The sequence below is a fragment of the Pantoea sp. Lu_F5_004 genome (assembly GCF_051136245.1).
Lineage (GTDB): Bacteria > Pseudomonadota > Gammaproteobacteria > Enterobacterales > Enterobacteriaceae > Pantoea > Pantoea agglomerans.
Genome location: NZ_CP194946.1, coordinates 3305984 through 3322562 on the forward strand (window position 1 = coordinate 3305984; position 16579 = coordinate 3322562).

The 16579-nt window shown below is 56.7% G+C and carries 14 protein-coding genes; 8 read left to right on the plus strand and 6 right to left on the minus strand.

What is annotated here, in order from left to right; translation table 11 throughout:
• Nucleotides 1-134 precede the first annotated feature (134 nt).
• The 4 genes from map (at nucleotide 135) to ACR8BN_RS15510 (ending at nucleotide 5175) form a co-directional block, all read left to right on the plus strand.
• Entirely contained in the window at nucleotides 135-929 is a 795-nt protein-coding gene (gene map, locus ACR8BN_RS15495; protein WP_010254092.1) for a type I methionyl aminopeptidase, read from the plus strand.
• A 66-nt stretch (nucleotides 930-995) separates the two neighbouring features.
• A complete protein-coding gene (gene glnD / locus ACR8BN_RS15500; RefSeq protein WP_182687921.1) occupies nucleotides 996-3650 on the plus strand; it encodes a bifunctional uridylyltransferase/uridylyl-removing protein GlnD in 2655 nt (884 codons plus the stop codon).
• Nucleotides 3651-3733: 83 nt separating this feature from the next.
• A complete protein-coding gene (dapD, locus tag ACR8BN_RS15505) occupies nucleotides 3734-4558 on the plus strand; it encodes a 2,3,4,5-tetrahydropyridine-2,6-dicarboxylate N-succinyltransferase (protein WP_010671859.1) in 825 nt (274 codons plus the stop codon).
• Between the two features lie 224 nt (nucleotides 4559-4782).
• The gene (locus ACR8BN_RS15510; protein WP_010254085.1) at nucleotides 4783-5175 is read left to right on the plus strand and encodes a DUF3461 family protein; all 393 of its coding nucleotides are present in this window, start codon (nucleotides 4783-4785) and stop codon (nucleotides 5173-5175) included.
• Nucleotides 5176-5235: 60 nt separating this feature from the next.
• Here the strand turns inward: ACR8BN_RS15510 and ACR8BN_RS15515 are convergent, their stop codons facing one another.
• From ACR8BN_RS15515 to dgt, 3 genes are all read right to left on the minus strand, one after another.
• Nucleotides 5236-6393 carry a CdaR family transcriptional regulator gene (locus ACR8BN_RS15515; RefSeq protein WP_031591218.1) on the minus strand — a complete coding sequence of 386 codons (1158 nt, stop codon included), beginning with the start codon at nucleotides 6391-6393 and terminating at the stop codon, nucleotides 5236-5238.
• A gap of 184 nt (nucleotides 6394-6577) precedes the next feature.
• Nucleotides 6578-8023: a serine endoprotease DegP gene (gene degP, locus ACR8BN_RS15520; protein ID WP_235764792.1), complete on the minus strand. Its 1446-nt coding sequence runs from the start codon at nucleotides 8021-8023 to the stop codon at nucleotides 6578-6580.
• A 134-nt stretch (nucleotides 8024-8157) separates the two neighbouring features.
• Nucleotides 8158-9648: a dGTPase gene (gene dgt / locus ACR8BN_RS15525; protein WP_069025842.1), complete on the minus strand. Its 1491-nt coding sequence runs from the start codon at nucleotides 9646-9648 to the stop codon at nucleotides 8158-8160.
• Between the two features lie 92 nt (nucleotides 9649-9740).
• Between dgt and mtnN the strand changes: the two genes are divergently transcribed.
• From mtnN to ACR8BN_RS15540, 3 genes are all read left to right on the plus strand, one after another.
• On the plus strand, nucleotides 9741-10439 hold the full coding sequence (gene mtnN / locus ACR8BN_RS15530; RefSeq protein WP_010254075.1) for a 5'-methylthioadenosine/S-adenosylhomocysteine nucleosidase: 699 nt from the start codon (nucleotides 9741-9743) through the stop codon (nucleotides 10437-10439).
• Nucleotides 10432-11226 (plus strand): vitamin B12 ABC transporter substrate-binding protein BtuF, encoded by a 795-nt coding sequence (btuF, locus tag ACR8BN_RS15535; RefSeq protein ID WP_434747088.1) that lies wholly within the window; start codon nucleotides 10432-10434, stop codon nucleotides 11224-11226. Before mtnN ends, btuF begins: the two co-directional genes overlap by 8 nt.
• 123 nt (nucleotides 11227-11349) lie before the next feature.
• The gene (locus ACR8BN_RS15540) at nucleotides 11350-11601 is read left to right on the plus strand and encodes a hypothetical protein (protein ID WP_010254068.1); all 252 of its coding nucleotides are present in this window, start codon (nucleotides 11350-11352) and stop codon (nucleotides 11599-11601) included.
• Between the two features lie 30 nt (nucleotides 11602-11631).
• Here ACR8BN_RS15540 and erpA read toward each other — a convergent pair whose 3' ends face one another.
• The gene (gene erpA / locus ACR8BN_RS15545; RefSeq protein WP_010254064.1) at nucleotides 11632-11979 is read right to left on the minus strand and encodes an iron-sulfur cluster insertion protein ErpA; all 348 of its coding nucleotides are present in this window, start codon (nucleotides 11977-11979) and stop codon (nucleotides 11632-11634) included.
• 203 nt (nucleotides 11980-12182) lie between these two features.
• Between erpA and hemL the strand changes: the two genes are divergently transcribed.
• Nucleotides 12183-13463 carry a glutamate-1-semialdehyde 2,1-aminomutase gene (gene hemL / locus ACR8BN_RS15550; RefSeq protein WP_039391370.1) on the plus strand — a complete coding sequence of 427 codons (1281 nt, stop codon included), beginning with the start codon at nucleotides 12183-12185 and terminating at the stop codon, nucleotides 13461-13463.
• A 252-nt stretch (nucleotides 13464-13715) separates the two neighbouring features.
• Here hemL and fhuB read toward each other — a convergent pair whose 3' ends face one another.
• The gene (fhuB, locus tag ACR8BN_RS15555; RefSeq protein ID WP_434747089.1) at nucleotides 13716-15695 is read right to left on the minus strand and encodes a Fe(3+)-hydroxamate ABC transporter permease FhuB; all 1980 of its coding nucleotides are present in this window, start codon (nucleotides 15693-15695) and stop codon (nucleotides 13716-13718) included.
• Complete coding sequence (fhuD, locus tag ACR8BN_RS15560) at nucleotides 15695-16573, minus strand: Fe(3+)-hydroxamate ABC transporter substrate-binding protein FhuD (protein ID WP_425000906.1); 879 nt, start codon at nucleotides 16571-16573, stop codon at nucleotides 15695-15697. The genes fhuB and fhuD overlap by 1 nt, the downstream gene beginning before the upstream one ends.
• Nucleotides 16574-16579: the final 6 nt, after the last annotated feature.

Consider the following 16579-nt stretch of genomic DNA (forward strand, 5'->3'; position numbering starts at 1 on the left):
AGCCCAGGGACGCCAATAAATGATCGCTGACGGAGGTCAGCGCGTTCTCTATTTGGCAGCCCATTTGCTGGCTGCTAACATGACAGCACAGAACTTATTATTGTCGAAAATTTCGACAACTGCGGATTAATTTAATGGCAATTTCAATTAAAACCCCTGAAGAAATCGAAAAAATGCGCGTCGCGGGCCGACTGGCCGCCGAAGTGCTGGAGATGATCGAGCCTTACGTAAAACCGGGTGTGACCACCGGTGAACTGGACCGCATCTGCCACGATCACATTACTCAAAAGCAACAGGCTGTCTCCGCCTGCCTCGGCTATCACGGCTTTCCGAAGTCGGTCTGCATCTCGGTGAATGAAGTGGTGTGCCACGGGATCCCCAGCGATGATCGTCCGTTAAAAGATGGCGATGTGGTGAACATTGATGTCACCGTAATTAAAGATGAATACCACGGCGATACCTCAAAGATGTTTATCGTTGGTAAGCCGACTATTCAGGGCGAACGCCTGTGCCGTGTCACGCAGGAGAGCCTCTACCTCTCACTCCGTCTGATCAAGCCCGGCATCCGCCTGCGCGAACTGGGCCGCGCCATCCAGAAATATGTCGAAGCCAACGACTTCTCTGTGGTGCGCGAATATTGTGGCCACGGTATCGGCAAGGGTTTCCATGAAGAGCCTCAGGTGCTGCATTACGATGCCGATGATGGCGGCGTGGTACTCCAGGCAGGCATGACCTTTACGGTAGAACCGATGGTCAATGCCGGGGATTACCGCATCCGCACCATGAAAGATGGCTGGACGGTAAAAACCAAAGATCGCAGCTTGTCCGCGCAGTATGAGCATACTATTGTGGTGACGGAGAACGGCTGTGAGATTTTAACCCTGCGCAAAGACGACACGCTGCCCGCTGTGCTCGTCGCCGAAGGGTAATTCCCCCATTACAGATCAAGCCGGCGCTGAGCCGGCTTTTTTTTGGCTAAAAAAGAGAAGAGCTGCATGAGCGTGAGTCTGTCAGAAGAGGTAAAAAACGGTCTGGTCGATTCGCCAGCCGAATGGGGTGACGACCAGCTGACGCGCGACATTCTGAAGCCGCGGCTGGAACTGTTTCAGCAACATCTGGCCGCCGCTTTTGATGCCGGTGAACCCGTTGAGCCGCTGATTGATGCCCGCACGCTGTTTATCGATCGGCTGCTGCGTCGCCTGTGGCGCTTCTTTGGTTTTGATGAGATGCCGGCTATCGCGCTGGTCGCCGTTGGCGGCTATGGCCGTGCCGAACTGCATCCGCTCTCTGATATAGATGTCCTGATCCTGAGCCGCCAGCCGCTGGATGAACAGGCTGCGCAGCACACCAGCGACCTGTTAACGCTGATGTGGGACCTTAAGCTGGAAGTGGGCCACAGCGTGCGCACGCTGGAAGAGTGTCTGCTGGAGGGATTATCTGACCTGACCGTTGCCACCAATCTGATTGAGTCACGCATGCTGACCGGTGATGTGGCGCTGTTTCTGGAATTACAGAAAAACATCTTCAGCGACGGTTTCTGGCCCTCATCCTGCTTTTTCGCCGCCAAAATTGAAGAGCAGCAGGAGCGCCACAAGCGTTACCACGGCACCAGCTATAACCTTGAACCGGACATTAAAAGCAGCCCTGGTGGCCTGCGGGATATTCATACGCTGCAGTGGGTCGCCCGACGCCATTTTGGCGCCACCACGCTGGATGAGATGGTGGGCTTTGGTTTCCTCACCGACGCGGAGCGCAGCGAACTCAACGAATGTCAGGCATTTCTCTGGCGCATCCGCTTTGCCCTGCACCTCTCCCTGCCCCGCTACGATAACCGCCTGCTGTTTGATCGCCAGCTCAGCGTGGCACAACGCCTGAATTACCAGGGCGAGGGCAATGAGCCGGTCGAGCGGATGATGAAAGATTTCTATCGGGTCACGCGGCGTATCGGCGAACTGAATCAGATGCTGCTGCAGCTGTTTGATGAGGCGATTCTGGCGCTCTCCACCAGCGAAAAGCCCAGGCCTATTGATGACGATTTCCAGCTGCGTGGCGATTTGATCGACCTGCGCGACGAAACGCTGTTCCGACGAGAGCCGCAGGCGATTCTGCGCATGTTCTACGTCATGGTGCGTAACGACAGCATCAAAGGGATCTACTCCACCACCCTGCGTCACCTGCGCCATGCGCGTCGTCATCTTAAACAGCCGCTGTGTCAGATCCCGGAAGCGCGCCGCACCTTTATGTCGATTCTGCGCCATCCCGGCGCGGTCAGCCGGGCGCTGGTGCCGATGCATCGCTACAGCGTGTTGTGGGCTTATACGCCGCTGTGGGGCCATATCGTCGGACAGATGCAGTTCGATCTGTTTCACGCCTACACCGTGGATGAGCACACCATTCGGGTGCTGCAGAAGCTGGAAAGTTTTGCCAATGAAAGTACCCGTCCGCAGCATCCACTGTGCGTCGAGCTATGGCCGCGTCTGCCGCAGCAGGAGCTGTTGCTGATGGCCGCGCTGCTGCATGACATTGCCAAAGGGCGCGGCGGCGATCACTCCATTCTCGGCGCGCAGGATGCGCTCGATTTTGCTGAAATGCATGGTCTCAACTCACGTGAGACCCAGCTGGTGGCCTGGCTGGTGCGTCATCATCTGCTGATGTCGGTGACAGCACAGCGGCGCGATATTCAGGACCCGACGGTGATACAGCAGTTCGCCGAAGTGATGCAGAATGAGAACCGGCTGCGCTATCTGGTTTGCCTGACCGTAGCCGATATCTGCGCCACCAATGAAAGTCTGTGGAACAGCTGGAAGCAGAGCCTGTTACGTGAGCTCTTTTTCGCCACCGAGAAGCAGTTGCGACGCGGCATGGAAAACAGTCCGGATCTGCGTGAGCGGGTGCGTCATCATCGCCTGCAGGCGCTGGCGCTGCTGCGGATGGACAACATCAATGAAGAGCGTCTGCACCAGATCTGGAATCGCTGCCGCGCTGACTACTTCCTGCGCCATACGCCGAATCAGATCGCCTGGCATGCCCGCCACTTACTGGTTCACGACCTGAAAAAACCGCTGGTGCTGGTCAGTCCGCAGGCCACGCGCGGCGGGACCGAAATCTTTATCTGGAGTCCCGATCGCCCGCACCTGTTTGCCGCTGTAGCGGGTGAACTCGATCGCCGTAATCTCAGCGTGCACGATGCGCAAATCTTTACCAGCCGCGACGGCATGGCGATGGATACCTTTATTGTGCTGGAGCCGGATGGCAGCCCGCTCTCTCCGGATCGCCATCCAATGATCATTCAGGCGCTGGATCAGGCGATAACCCAGTCAGAGTGGGCGCCGCCGCGTACCCGCCGTCCGTCGGCCAAACTCAGGCATTTCAGCGTCGATACCGAGGTCAATTTCCTGCCGACGCATACCGATCGTCGCAGCTATCTGGAACTGGTGGCGCTGGATCAGCCAGGCCTGCTGGCGCGGGTCGGTGAAGTCTTTGCCGATCTCGGGGTCTCACTGCATGGCGCACGCATCAGCACCATCGGCGAGCGGGTCGAGGATTTGTTTATTCTGGCCAACAGTGAACGTCAGGCGCTGGACGAAGAAATGCGAAAAGCGTTGCGACAACGGTTGACAGAGGCCCTTAATCCAAACGATAAAGTGTGACCAGACTCGATTTGTAAACATTAATCTCTTTACTTGTGTCGGGATATTGCCCGGCATCGCACATGACAGATCAGGAAAAAAATATGCAACAGTTACAGAGCGTTATTGAATCCGCCTTCGAACGTCGCGCTGACATCACACCCGCCAGCGTCGACAGCGAAACCCGTGATGCCATCAACCAGGTAATCGCCCTGCTGGACAGCGGTGCACTGCGCGTTTCTGAGAAGATCGACGGCGAGTGGGTAACGCATCAGTGGCTGAAGAAAGCCGTACTGCTCTCTTTCCGCATCAATGACAATCAGGTGATGGAAGGTGCAGAAACCCGCTTTTACGACAAAGTGCCGATGAAGTTTGCAGGCTGGGATGAAGCGCGTTTCAAAGAAGCCGGTTTCCGCGTCGTGCCGCCTGCGGCTGTGCGTCAGGGTGCCTATATCGCCCGCAACACAGTGCTGATGCCTTCTTACGTCAACATTGGCGCCTTTGTGGATGAAGGCACCATGGTGGACACCTGGGCGACCGTTGGCTCCTGTGCGCAGATTGGTAAAAACGTTCACCTTTCTGGCGGCGTGGGTATCGGTGGCGTGCTGGAGCCGCTGCAGGCGAACCCGACCATCATCGAAGATAACTGCTTCATTGGCGCGCGCTCTGAAATCGTTGAAGGCGTGATTGTTGAAGAAGGTTCAGTGATCTCAATGGGCGTTTACATCGGCCAGAGCACCAAAATCTATGACCGCGAGACCGGTGAAGTGCATTACGGCCGTGTTCCTGCGGGGTCCGTAGTGGTTTCAGGTAACCTGCCCTCTAAAGATGGCAGCTACAGCCTCTACTGTGCCGTGATCGTGAAGAAAGTGGATGCGAAAACGCTGGGCAAAACAGGCATCAACGAACTGCTGCGCACCATCGACTGATTTAAGTGACGGGCTGGTTTCCAGCCCGTCATCTTTTCTTTACAGTGATTCCCAAATAACATGCTTCGCGTCGCGAATTAACTGGTGCGTTTAGTTTTTATCCAGGTCATAATCCGCGCCAGTTAAATCCTGTCGCGCAATGTTCATCCCGCTTATTTATGTCTACAGTTGACGGACGTCATGAACAAATCTGCGCGCTTCTCACTTTTGATGGAAACAACGCTATGTATGACAATCTGAAAAGCTTAGGTATCAGTAACCCGGACGACATTGACCGCTATAGCCTGCGTCAGGAAGCCAATAACGACATTCTGAAAATCTACTTCCGCAAAGATAAAGGTGAGTTTTTCGCGAAGAGCGTCAAATTCAAATATCCGCGCCAGCGCAAAACGGTTGTTGCCGATCACGCGACCCAGGGCTACAAAGAAGTTCAGGAAATCAGCCCGAATCTGCGTTATGTCATCGATGAGCTGGACCAGATTTGCCAGCGCGATCAGGTTGAAGTGGATCTGAAACGCAAAATTCTGGATGACCTGCGTCACCTGGAAAGCGTGGTTTCCCACAAGATCACTGAAATTGAATCGGATCTGGAAAAATTAACCCGTAACGGTCGTTAATTTCCTGCCCGACCAGAGAGGCCAGCATTGCTGGCCTTTTTTATGCCGCAAATCTGCACTTCAACCCTGCTCATCCAGTTGCAAAGCGACATAGAGCAACAGCCTGTCATCAAAATGGCCAAGATTCAGTCCGGTCAGTTCAGAAATCCGGTTCAGCCGGTATTCCAGCGTATTACGATGAATGAACAGCGCACGCGCGGTGGCGCTCGGCTGAACGTTGTGGGTGAACCAGGCGATCAGCGTGCGGCGCAGCAAGCCGTTGTTATCCATGCTCTTGAGCTTCGCCAGTGGCCGGGCGAGCTCATTGGCCTGCCAGCCACCCCGCAGGCTGTCGAGCAGCACGGGCAGCACCAGATCCTGATAAAAATAGCTGCGTACCTCGGGCATACGTTGTTTACCCACCATCATGGTGGTGCGCGCTGTCCGGTAAGAGCGTGCGATGCTGCCGGGTCCGGTAAAGAAGTTGCCCAGCGCGATACGCATCCGAAGATGACCGCTCTCTTTCATCCGCTGTAGTAACTGCTCTACGCGGCGGCGATGATCCTCCTGATCGTAACGCCCATGCCCATTCAGAGCCGGTTTCAGCACCACCATTTCGGTCAGTGACACAATCGCGATCAGATTGTCCCGCTCCGGCGTGGTCAGCAGCGTTTGCAGCTGCTGTAACTCTGACATCGCGCTGTCGACGCCGAGCTGACCACTATCCACTTCCACCACGGCGACCACACGCGGCTGATTGAGATCGATCCCGAGCCGCTGCGCCCATTCGGTCAGCTGTGGCGACAGGGTATCGCTGCGGATCAGGTTCAGCACCAGCTCTTCACGCAGACGGCTGTCCTGCGCCAGCATATGCAGCAGCCGGGCCTGCTCCAGCATCATCTCCGCGGTCATGCAGACCAGCTCGCCATAATGCCGCAACGCCAGCGGCTCGCCGGTCAGACCGATTACCCCGACGATGTCACCATCAATGCGCAGCGGCAGGTTAATGCCAGGCCGCACGCCATGAAGATGCTTAGCCACGGCCTCATCGATGTCGACAACGCGCCCCTGAGAGAGCACCAGCAGTGCACCTTCGTGCAACTCCCCAATACGTTCCCGGTCACCGCTGCCGATAATCCGGCCCCGCGCATCCATCACGTTGACATTGCTGTCAATAATTTTCATGGTGCGCGCCACGATATCCTGTGCCAGCCGGGCATCAAGGTGATAGGTAGCCATCCATTACTCCTGAAAAAGAGGGGGAGAAACAGAATACGCATGCACAGCACGCAGAACATTGTGCAATTGCACAGAGCCAGGCCGTCATTTGCCGAATTTGCGGCGAGCATCACACTCTGATGAGGCAGAAAGTGGACATAAAAAAGGCGGACCGCAGTCCGCCTCTTCATCCGTTGCTGTTCTGTTACTGCATCAGCAGATAGATACTGCTGTCGCCGCGCTTTATATTCAGCGCCAGAACGGACGGCTTGCTGTCGAGAACTTTGCGCAGCTCACCCAGGTTGGTCACTACCTGCTGGTTAACGCCCTGGATCACATCGCCCTTTTTCAGGCCGATATGCGCCGCAGCACTGCCCGGTTTCACGTTATCAACCCGGACACCTTTGGTACCCGCTTCGATATTGCTGAGATCGGCGCCTTCAATGCCAGTGTAGATGGTCGCGGACTGCACTTTTGACTGGCTGCTCTGCTGCAACTTAACAGAGACATCGACCGGTTTGCCATCACGCAGCAGCCCCAGTTTCAGGGTGGTGCCAACCGGCAATGAGCCCACTTCCGCACGCAGCGAAGCAAAGCTGCTCAGCGGTTTACCGTTCATCGAGACAATGACGTCACCCGCCTTAATACCGGCTTTGGCGGCAGCTGAGTCTGGCAGCACCTGGCTGACAAAGGCACCACGCTGCGCATCGACCTTCATCGCTTTTGCCAGCTCAGAGTTCAGCTCAGTCCCCTGCACGCCCAGCTCGCCGCGTTTCACCTGACCAAACTCGACCATCTGTGCCGTCAGGTTTTTCACCATGTTGCTGGGGATAGCAAAGCCGATACCGATGTTGCCGCCATCGGGCGCCAGAATGGCGGTGTTAATCCCGATGAGTTCACCGTTGAGGTTAACCAGCGCACCACCGGAGTTGCCCCGGTTAATGGCCGCATCCGTCTGGATAAAGTTTTCGTAGTTTTCCACGTTCAGGCCACTGCGTCCCAGCGCGGAGACGATACCTGAGGTGACCGTTTCACCCAGACCATAAGGGTTGCCGATCGCCACGGTATAATCGCCGACGCGCAGGTTGTCAGAGTCAGCGATTTTGACTGCGGTAAGATTTTTGGCTTCCTGCAGCTGAATCAGTGCAATGTCAGAGCTGGGATCTTTACCGATGACTTTTGCGTCATAGCGGCGACCGTCGCTGAGCTGTACCTGAATTTTGGTGGCATTATTCACGACGTGGTTATTGGTCACCACATAGCCTTTGTCAGCGTTAATGATGACGCCCGATCCCAGAGCACGGAATTTTTCCTGCTGGGTATCAGGCACTGGCGCGCCGCCGTTACCGCCTGCACCGTCGCCGTTCTGGCACATCGGTGAACCCTGGAACGGGGAACCATCCTGGCAGAATGGCGAATTGTCGCCAAAGAATTGCTGAAACTGCTGCGGCATACGCGGGGTTTTCACCGTGGTGGTTCCCTCGACGCTGATACTGACCACAGACGGCATCACCTTCTCCAGCATCGGTGCCAGACTTGGCTGTTGCAGACTATCGGAAGAGGCCGTTTGCGCAGCAGAAACAGTAACAGGGGCGAGCGCCATGCTCAGGCTCAACGCCAGCGCACTTAACATTAAGGTCTTTTTTTTCATTTTTCGTTTCTCAATAAGATTACTGTTCAGACCATTGCTGTGGTCGGAAGGTGAGATAAATGTTTTAGCGCGAAGTTCCTTTAAAAGTTTAAGGCAAAAGTAAAAATTTATTCGCGCCCTTTACAATTGGCGGCTTATTCTACCGCCATCAGTCGCCGGTACTCATCCCATGCATAGAGATCGGTCATACCACTGATATAATCCTGAATGAGCCGGAAGCGATAATAACGTTCCCACAACAGACGCTGATATTTATGTTCCACAACCAGATTACGCATCTTATGCAAATAGGCTTTACGGTGTTTACCCGAGAGCTTATGAAAAAGCCGGGTTTCAATCGGATGCTGACGCAGGAAATCTTCATTTATCAGCGTGGTAAAGGCTTCGTAATTGAGGCGCATCAGCGGCTGATAGATCTCCAGCAGCCCTTTAATCACCCGGTAACCCTGTAACTCCAGCTGCTCGACTTCAGAATGATTAAAGACCTGCTGGCGCGCAACGGTTTTAAACAATTGCAGCAAGCGGCCCTCTTCACCCTCATCTTCCAGTAGCGCATGGTTAAAACTCCCATCGAATATAGCAGGAAGATTATCCACAAAACGTTTCACAGCATAGCTTACCAGCACGCTCTGAACATTTACGCGAAGTGACATAAAAAATTGATCGCTGCGGCTTCGGCGTTTTTTACTGCAGGCTTCACGCCAGGCTTCACCAATAGTCCGGCTGAAAGCGTCATTATTTTTAACCGGCCCCCAGGCTTTATTGAGAAATTCATACAAACTCTCAACATTAAAGATATCTTTTTCTACAGCGTCGTCCAAATCGGCAATACAATAGGAGATATCATCCGCAGCTTCCATTATATAAGTCAGCGGAAAACGGTGGTGCTCTTCCATATTGGTGGCAGCACGCAGGTCGGCAATATAATCCTGCTCAGAGAGATAAAACCCAGGCTTCTTCATGAGTACGCTAAATTCGGCGGGTTTTTCCCCCTGCCACCAGGCCGGCGCGGTATATTTCAGGATGCAGGCGACCTGAGAATAACTGAGATTCAGTTGCAGCAGCGTATGCACCATCCGGATCGCCTGCGCGTTACCTTCAAAGTGACAGAGATCCTGACGGATCATGGCGTTGAGTTGATCAAAGGCTTTACGCTGTGCTTCTCCTTCCACGCCGGCCACCAGCGGATCCACCAGCTCGGCTGAGAGGTTCTCTTCAAACCAGTCATTAATCGCCGCCTCGCCAAAATGGCCAAAAGGTGGATTACCGACATCATGCATCAGACAGGCCATCTCAATCAGACTTTCAAACGCGCCTTCCAGTTCATCAAGACCATACTGCCCCAGCCCGCCCTGCATCTTCAGGGTTTGCAGAATCTCTTTGGTGATGTAACGCCCGGTCTGCTGCACCTCCAGCGAGTGCGTCAGGCGGGAACGAACGGCAGCGTTGCGCTCAAGCGGAAACACCTGCGTTTTTTGCTGCAAACGCCGGATGGCGGCGGAGTTTATAATCCGTCCGCGATCGCTCTCAAAATGGCGCGTAATATAATATTCGCCTTCCGGTTCCTTGCGGCTGTTATAAGGGCGCGAGAAGCTGATCTTCTTCCTGAAATTGATCGCTGACATGGATTACCCCTTATTTTTTCGTGAATTAATCCCCTGAATGCCATGGTAGACTATGCCCTAAATTTTGATTCTTTACATTAGCGGAACTCACTATGAAAGCAGGCATTATTGGCGCGATGGAGCAGGAAGTCACACTGCTGCGCGACAAAATTGAAAACCGTCAAACGCTGTCGCTGGCGGGTTGTGAAATTTATACCGGCACCCTGCAGGGCGTTGAGGTGGCTCTGCTGAAATCGGGCATTGGTAAAACCTCTGCCGCGCTGGGTACCACGCTGCTGCTGCAGCTCTGCAAGCCGGATGTGGTGATCAACACCGGTTCGGCTGGCGGTTTAGCGCCCTCGCTCAGCGTCGGCGATATCGTGGTGTCAGAAGAAGTGCGTTATCACGATGCTGACGTCACCGCTTTTGGTTATGAGCCGGGTCAGATGGCAGGTTGTCCGGCCGCGTTTGTGGCAGACAGCAAGCTTATCGCCGCTGCAGAAGCCTGTATTCAGCAGCTGGATCTGAATGCCGTACGCGGTCTGGTGGTCAGCGGTGATGCCTTTATCAATGGTGCCGAACCGCTGGCGCGCATTCGTAATCTGTTCCCGCAGGCGATTGCCGTTGAGATGGAAGCCACCGCTATCGGCCATGTCTGTCATCAGTTCCAGGTGCCTTTTGTGGTGGTCCGCGCCATTTCCGACGTGGCCGATAAGCAATCTCACCTCAGCTTTGATGAGTTCTTAAGCGTTGCGGCGAAGCAATCTTCGCTGATGGTGGAGAACCTGCTGGCGCATCTGGCGCGTGGCTAAAACGCTACTCCTCTGCTGGCTGCTGCTGTTAAGCGGCAGCCTGCTGGCTTCCCCGCCACGCGTGATTACCCTCTCCCCTCACCTTACCGAACTCGCATTTGCTGCCGGGATTACCCCGATTGCGGTCAGCGCCTGGTCCGACTATCCGCCGCAGGCCAAAAAGATTGAACAGGTCGCAAACTGGCAGGGCATCAAGGCTGAACGTATTCTGCAGCTTAAGCCGGATCTGGTATTAGCCTGGCGAGGCGGTAATCCGCAGCGGCAGATTGACCAGCTACAGGAGCTCGGCGTGCCGGTTAAATGGATTGATCCGCTGACGCTGGATGAGATGTTCACGGCGCTGGCCGATCTGGGCCACTGGAGTCCCAGACCGGAGCAGGCAACTCGCGCTGCCCGCCAGTTACGTCAGCAGGAAGCCGCGCTGCGTCAGCGCTATGCTCATCTGACTGCGGTTCCGCTTTTTTTGCAGTTTGGTCAGCAGCCCCTGTTTACCGCCGCCAGAGCCACGCTGCAGAATGAAATTATTACGTTATGTGGCGGCAGGAACATCTTTGCTGACAGCCGCGTCATCTGGCCGCAGGTCAGCCGTGAGCAGGTGCTGATGCGCCATCCTCAGGCCGTTGTGACGGGTGGCAGTGCGCAGCAGGCGGAAAACATCCGGGTGTTCTGGCGACCGCAGCTGGATGTACCGGTGATTGCCATCAACGAGGACTGGCTTAGCCGGCCAGGCCCGCGACTGCTGCTGGCAGCGCAGCAACTCTGTACGGCCCTGCATCCCGATGAATAAATCGGCGAATTGATTAAAGTCGCTGCGATTTTTGCCGTTGATCAATACCAGAGACGAACGCGCCACGTATGCTCGCCGTCCTTTTAGCGCCCCGGCGCTTTTTTAAAACACCAGGAACCTTATATGACCAGAGCACTGCTGCTGGCCATAGGGCTGTCGATCGCCGGTTCTGCCTTTGCAGGATCGATAAATGGCTCTATTGGCGCCAGGCTTGTCATCTATTCACGCTGTGAAATCAACACGGCTAACGGTCAGCCCGCACCGCAGATCAACTGCGGCAGACAGGCAAGCGCGCAGCCGCGCGTAACAAACGGCCAGATTCAATCGCAGGGAAGTGTGAAGCAAAGTAACCGGCTGGTCACAATAGAATGGTAAACGAGGCCGTCTGTATGACGGCCTGCATTATCAGATACTGAAGGAAGAGCCACAGCCACAGGTGGTTTTGGCATTCGGGTTGGTCACGATAAAGCGTGAGCCTTCCAGACCTTCCGTGTAATCCACTGAACCGCCCACCAGATATTGCAGGCTCATCGGATCAACCACCAGTGAGACGCCCTGCTTTTCAATGGTCATGTCGCCATCATTCATCTGATCGTCAAAGGTGAAGCCGTACTGGAAACCACTGCAACCGCCACCGGTGATATAGACGCGAAGTTTCAGCGCCGGGTTTTCTTCGTCGGCAATCAGGTTCTTCACCTTGGTGGCTGCGGCGTCGGTAAACTGCAACGGCAGTGCTACTACTTCATCACTCATGTTTTACTCCGGTAAACGCCCAGGTCAGAAAACGACCTTAATTACGCTATTATCAGCCAGCACCTCAGCGCAATCAAGCTCTGCCCTTCGCACTCTGTGCCGCATTCACTCCTGTTAAGGGCACAGGGGGCGAATCCACCTTTCGTCTGCTGCCCCTCTTCCGTAGAATGGCGCAATATTTTTCTGAACCGCTGGAGCCGAAAATGAGTAAGTCCGAACAACTGTTTGCCGAGGCACAACGCCTGATCCCGGGTGGGGTAAACTCGCCAGTACGCGCATTTACTGGTGTGGGCGGCGTTCCGCTGTTTATTGAACACGCTGATGGCGCCTATCTCTATGACGCTGACGGCAAAGCCTATATCGACTATGTCGGCTCATGGGGTCCGATGGTGCTGGGTCATAACAACGCGGCGATCCGTAACGCCGTGATTGAAGCGGCACAGCGCGGATTAAGTTTTGGCGCACCGACCGAAATGGAAGTGACCATGGCGCAGCTGGTGTGTGAGCTGGTGCCGAGCATGGAGATGGTGCGGATGGTCAACTCCGGCACCGAAGCGACTATGAGCGCTATTCGTCTGGCGCGTGGCTTTACCGGCCGCGATAAAATCATCAAATTTGAAGGCTGCTACCACGGCCACGCCGATCATCTGCTGGTGAAAGCTGGCTCAGGTGCGTTAACACTGGGTCAGCCAAACTCGCCGGGCGTACCGGCCGATTTCGCTAAACATACCCTGACCTGCACCTTTAACGATCTCGATTCAGTGCGCAGCGCTTTTGAGCAATATCCTGAGTCGATTGCTGCCATCATCGTTGAGCCGGTCGCTGGCAACATGAACTGCATCCCACCGCTGCCGGAGTTCCTGCCGGGTCTGCGTTCACTGTGTGATGAGTTCGGCGCACTGCTGATTATCGATGAAGTGATGACCGGTTTCCGTGTCGCGCTGGGTGGCGCGCAGGCTCATTACAATGTGCGCCCTGATTTGACCTGTCTTGGGAAAATCATTGGTGGCGGGATGCCGGTCGGTGCGTTCGGTGGCCGTCGCGAAGTGATGGCGGCGCTGGCTCCGACCGGTCCGGTTTATCAGGCAGGTACACTCTCCGGCAACCCGATCGCCATGGCGGCGGGTTTCGCCTGCCTGACGCAGATCGCGCAGCCGGGCACCCATGAGAAGCTGGATGCCCTGACCCGCAAGCTGGCAGAGGGTCTGCGCGAAGCAGCACAACAGCAAAATATCCCGCTGGTGATTAACCATGTTGGCGGGATGTTCGGCCTCTTCTTCACCGATGCTGACAGTGTAACCTGTTACGCCGATGTGACCCGCTGCGATGTGGAGCGCTTTAAAACCTTCTTCCACCTGATGCTTGAGGAGGGAGTTTACTTTGCGCCTTCAGCCTATGAAGCGGGCTTTATGTCGCTGGCGCACAGCGAAGAGGATATTCAGCGCACTGTGGACGCCGCGCGTCGTTGTTTCGCGAAGCTGTAATTGCGGCAGTGTTAAAGATGAAGACCGGCAGCAGCCGGTCCGGGATCTCACAGCAACATAAAACTCAACGCGCAGGGAACACGGGCAGAGGAGGAAAGCGTCCCGCGCCAGGGACGGCGCGGGCCGAGCGTGTCAGGGATGACGGCTTTTGCGTCTTTCCGATCTGACCGTGTTCCCTTCGCAGGCTCAGTCTCACAGCCAATCGGGCCAGACTTTGTTAATAATCTCAGACCGGTTTGCGCCGGTCTTTTTTTAACCTGAACGCCGCAACAGCCAGATAAAGTAAGGCGCGCCTAAAAAGGTCGCCATCAGCCCGGCTGGGATCTGATCCGGGAATGCCAGCATCCGTCCGCACCAGTCAGCCAGCACCATCAATCCCGCCCCCAGTAATCCTGACAGCAGCAGTTGCGGCAACGCTCGCCGGAATCCCAGCATACGTGCCATATGGGGCGCCATTAGTCCGACAAAACTCAGCGGACCGATAGTCAGTGTCGCGCTGGCGGTCAGCGCGGCCGCCAGCAGCAGCAGACTCAGCCGCGCAGGCGTCAACGCCATACCGGCCGAGCGTGCGGTAGCACTTCCCAGCGGCAGCAGCGTCAGCCAGCGACTGGCCAGCGGGGCCAGCGACACCAGCACCAGTGCGCAGATTGCGCTCTGAATCGCCTGAGTGCCGCTAATGTTATAGGTCGAGCCGGAGATCCAGCTCAGCAGCCCACCCATACGCGGATCGCCACTCGCCAGCAACAGCATCAACAGGGTGACAAAGGCGCTGTTCAGCGCCATGCCCGCCAGCAGCATTCGTTCCGGCGAAAAGCCGCCCCGACTGGCTACCGCCATGATCACCAGCAGCGTCAGCGCCGCGCCCAGCGCACCGGCGGGCAGCAGCCAGGCCAGCGCATCGCCTGGCACAAAGAACATCATCATCACCACGCCAAAAGCGGCACCCGAACTGATGCCCAGCACTTCCGGGCTGGCCATGGGATTGCCGGTCAGCCGCTGAATCAGACTCCCCGCCACGCCCAGCATCAGGCCGGTGACCAGCGCGGCCAGCACGCGCGGTGCGCGCCACGGCAGCAGAGATTGCAGCATCTCACCCGCAGACCAGACCCAGCCCTGCGCATCTCGCCCAAACGCCAGACCACCCCACCCCAGCAGCGCCAGGATGGCAAGCCCCGTCAGTACCCAACGCAGCAGGTTCTGTCGCTCGGCGGGCACCTTATCACCCTGATTCAGCGCAGGCGGCACCGAACCGGTGCGCAGTCGCGGCAGCAGCCACAGCAGAATCGGGACGCCGAGTAGCGCCGTGGCGGTGCCGGTCGGAATATCGCGCCAGTGGGTGCTGAGCCACAACACGCAACTGTCCGCCAGCCACAGCAGCAGCGCGCCAGTCAGCGGAGCCAGCAGCATCCGGGTGATGAGCCGTCGTCCACCCAGCAGCTTCGCCAGCAGCGGCGCAAACAGCCCGATAAAGCCGATGATACCGGCGACGTTGACCAGCTGTGCGCTGAGCAGGATCGCCAGTCCAAGGCCACCGACACGCGCCACGGAAAGCGCCAGACCAAGGTTTTTCGCAACCCCATCATCCAGCCCCATCAGCGTCAGGGGACGCAGCAGCGCCAGCGCCAGCACAAACGCCAGCAGCAGGCGCGGCCAGAGCTGCTGCACATTTTCCCAGCTCATCTGATTCAGCGCACCGGTGCTCCACAGAAACATGTTCTGCAGCTGATCGTGATTGAAGATCGCGAAGATTTGATTCACCGCGCCGCTGTAAAGGCTCAGCACCAGCCCGGCCAGAATCAGCGTGACCGGCGACAGACGTTTGCCCCAGGCTACACCAAACACCAGCGCCCCCACCAGCAGCGCACCGCTAAGCGCGGCAAACTGCTGTGTCAGCGCACCGCCCGGCAGATGCCACAGCGTTGCTACGGTAATGCCCAGCTGTGCGCCGGAAGAAACACCCAGCGTGGTTGGCTCCGCCAGCGGATTACGCAATATCTGCTGAAACAGCAGACCGGCTAACCCCAGTCCACTCCCCACCAGCAGCGCCAGCACGATACGCGGCAGCAGGCTGTGGTGAAACACCATCTGCGGCAGGCTATCGACCGCCGGTGACCAGAGTGCCTGCCACCATTCAGCCTGTGGCAACGCCTGATGCAGATTGACCAGCGTCAGGCTGAGCGCCAGCAGAAACAGCGGGCTGAGGAGGCCTGCGGGAAACAGAGCATGGCGCATCAGTGCGTCTCCAGCGCGCGTTCCAGCACGCGAACAAAGTGCAGCGCCGAGAGCGTCGCACCGTAATACCAGACGGCCGGGACGCGCTGAAAGCGTCCGGTGCGTACAAACGGCAGCGACTGCCACAGCGGGCTGCGCATCAGTTGCTGCATCTCCGCATCGTTGTCATGATCAAAGCAGATGACATCCACATCCCCGACCTGCGCCAGCTTTTCAATGCCGATCACCGCGCTGCCCCAGAAATTCGTTTCGCCCTGCCAGCCATTTTTCAGGCCCAGCAGAGTCATCACTTCCAGAAACAGACTGTTTTTGCCGAAGGTAATGGCGTGACGACTGTCGAGCAGCGACATCAGCAGGATAGTGCGTCCGGCATAGGGCGCCAGCCGCTGGCGCGCCGCCGCCAGCTGATCATCAACTTCGCGCAGATGCTGTTCCGCTCGCGCGCTTAATCCAATGCGCGCCGCCAGCTGACGCAGCGATGCGCGCGCGGCAGTGAGGGGTTTCCCGTCGCCGCTGTGGAGGTCGAAGCCCATAATGGGCGCAATGCGCGTCAGTTTCTCTTTAGGCGGGCCGTAGCCGTTGGAGCAGAGGATCAGTGACGGCTGCATTTGCGCCATCAGCTCAAGATTGGGTTCGGTGCGCAGACCTACATCGATCACACCCTGAGGAAGCGGCGGCTCCCCTACCCAGATGTTGTAGTTGTGCAGATCGGCCACGCCCCAGGGCGTGACGCCTAGTGCTATCAGCAGTTCGGTGGGTAACCACTCCAGTGCAATAATCCGACCCGGATTTGGCGTGGCGGCACACAGGGGAAGCGCACAAAACAGCGGAGAGACTGCCAGCGCCAGCATCAGTCGGCGGCGATTAAGATCGGGCATCATCCT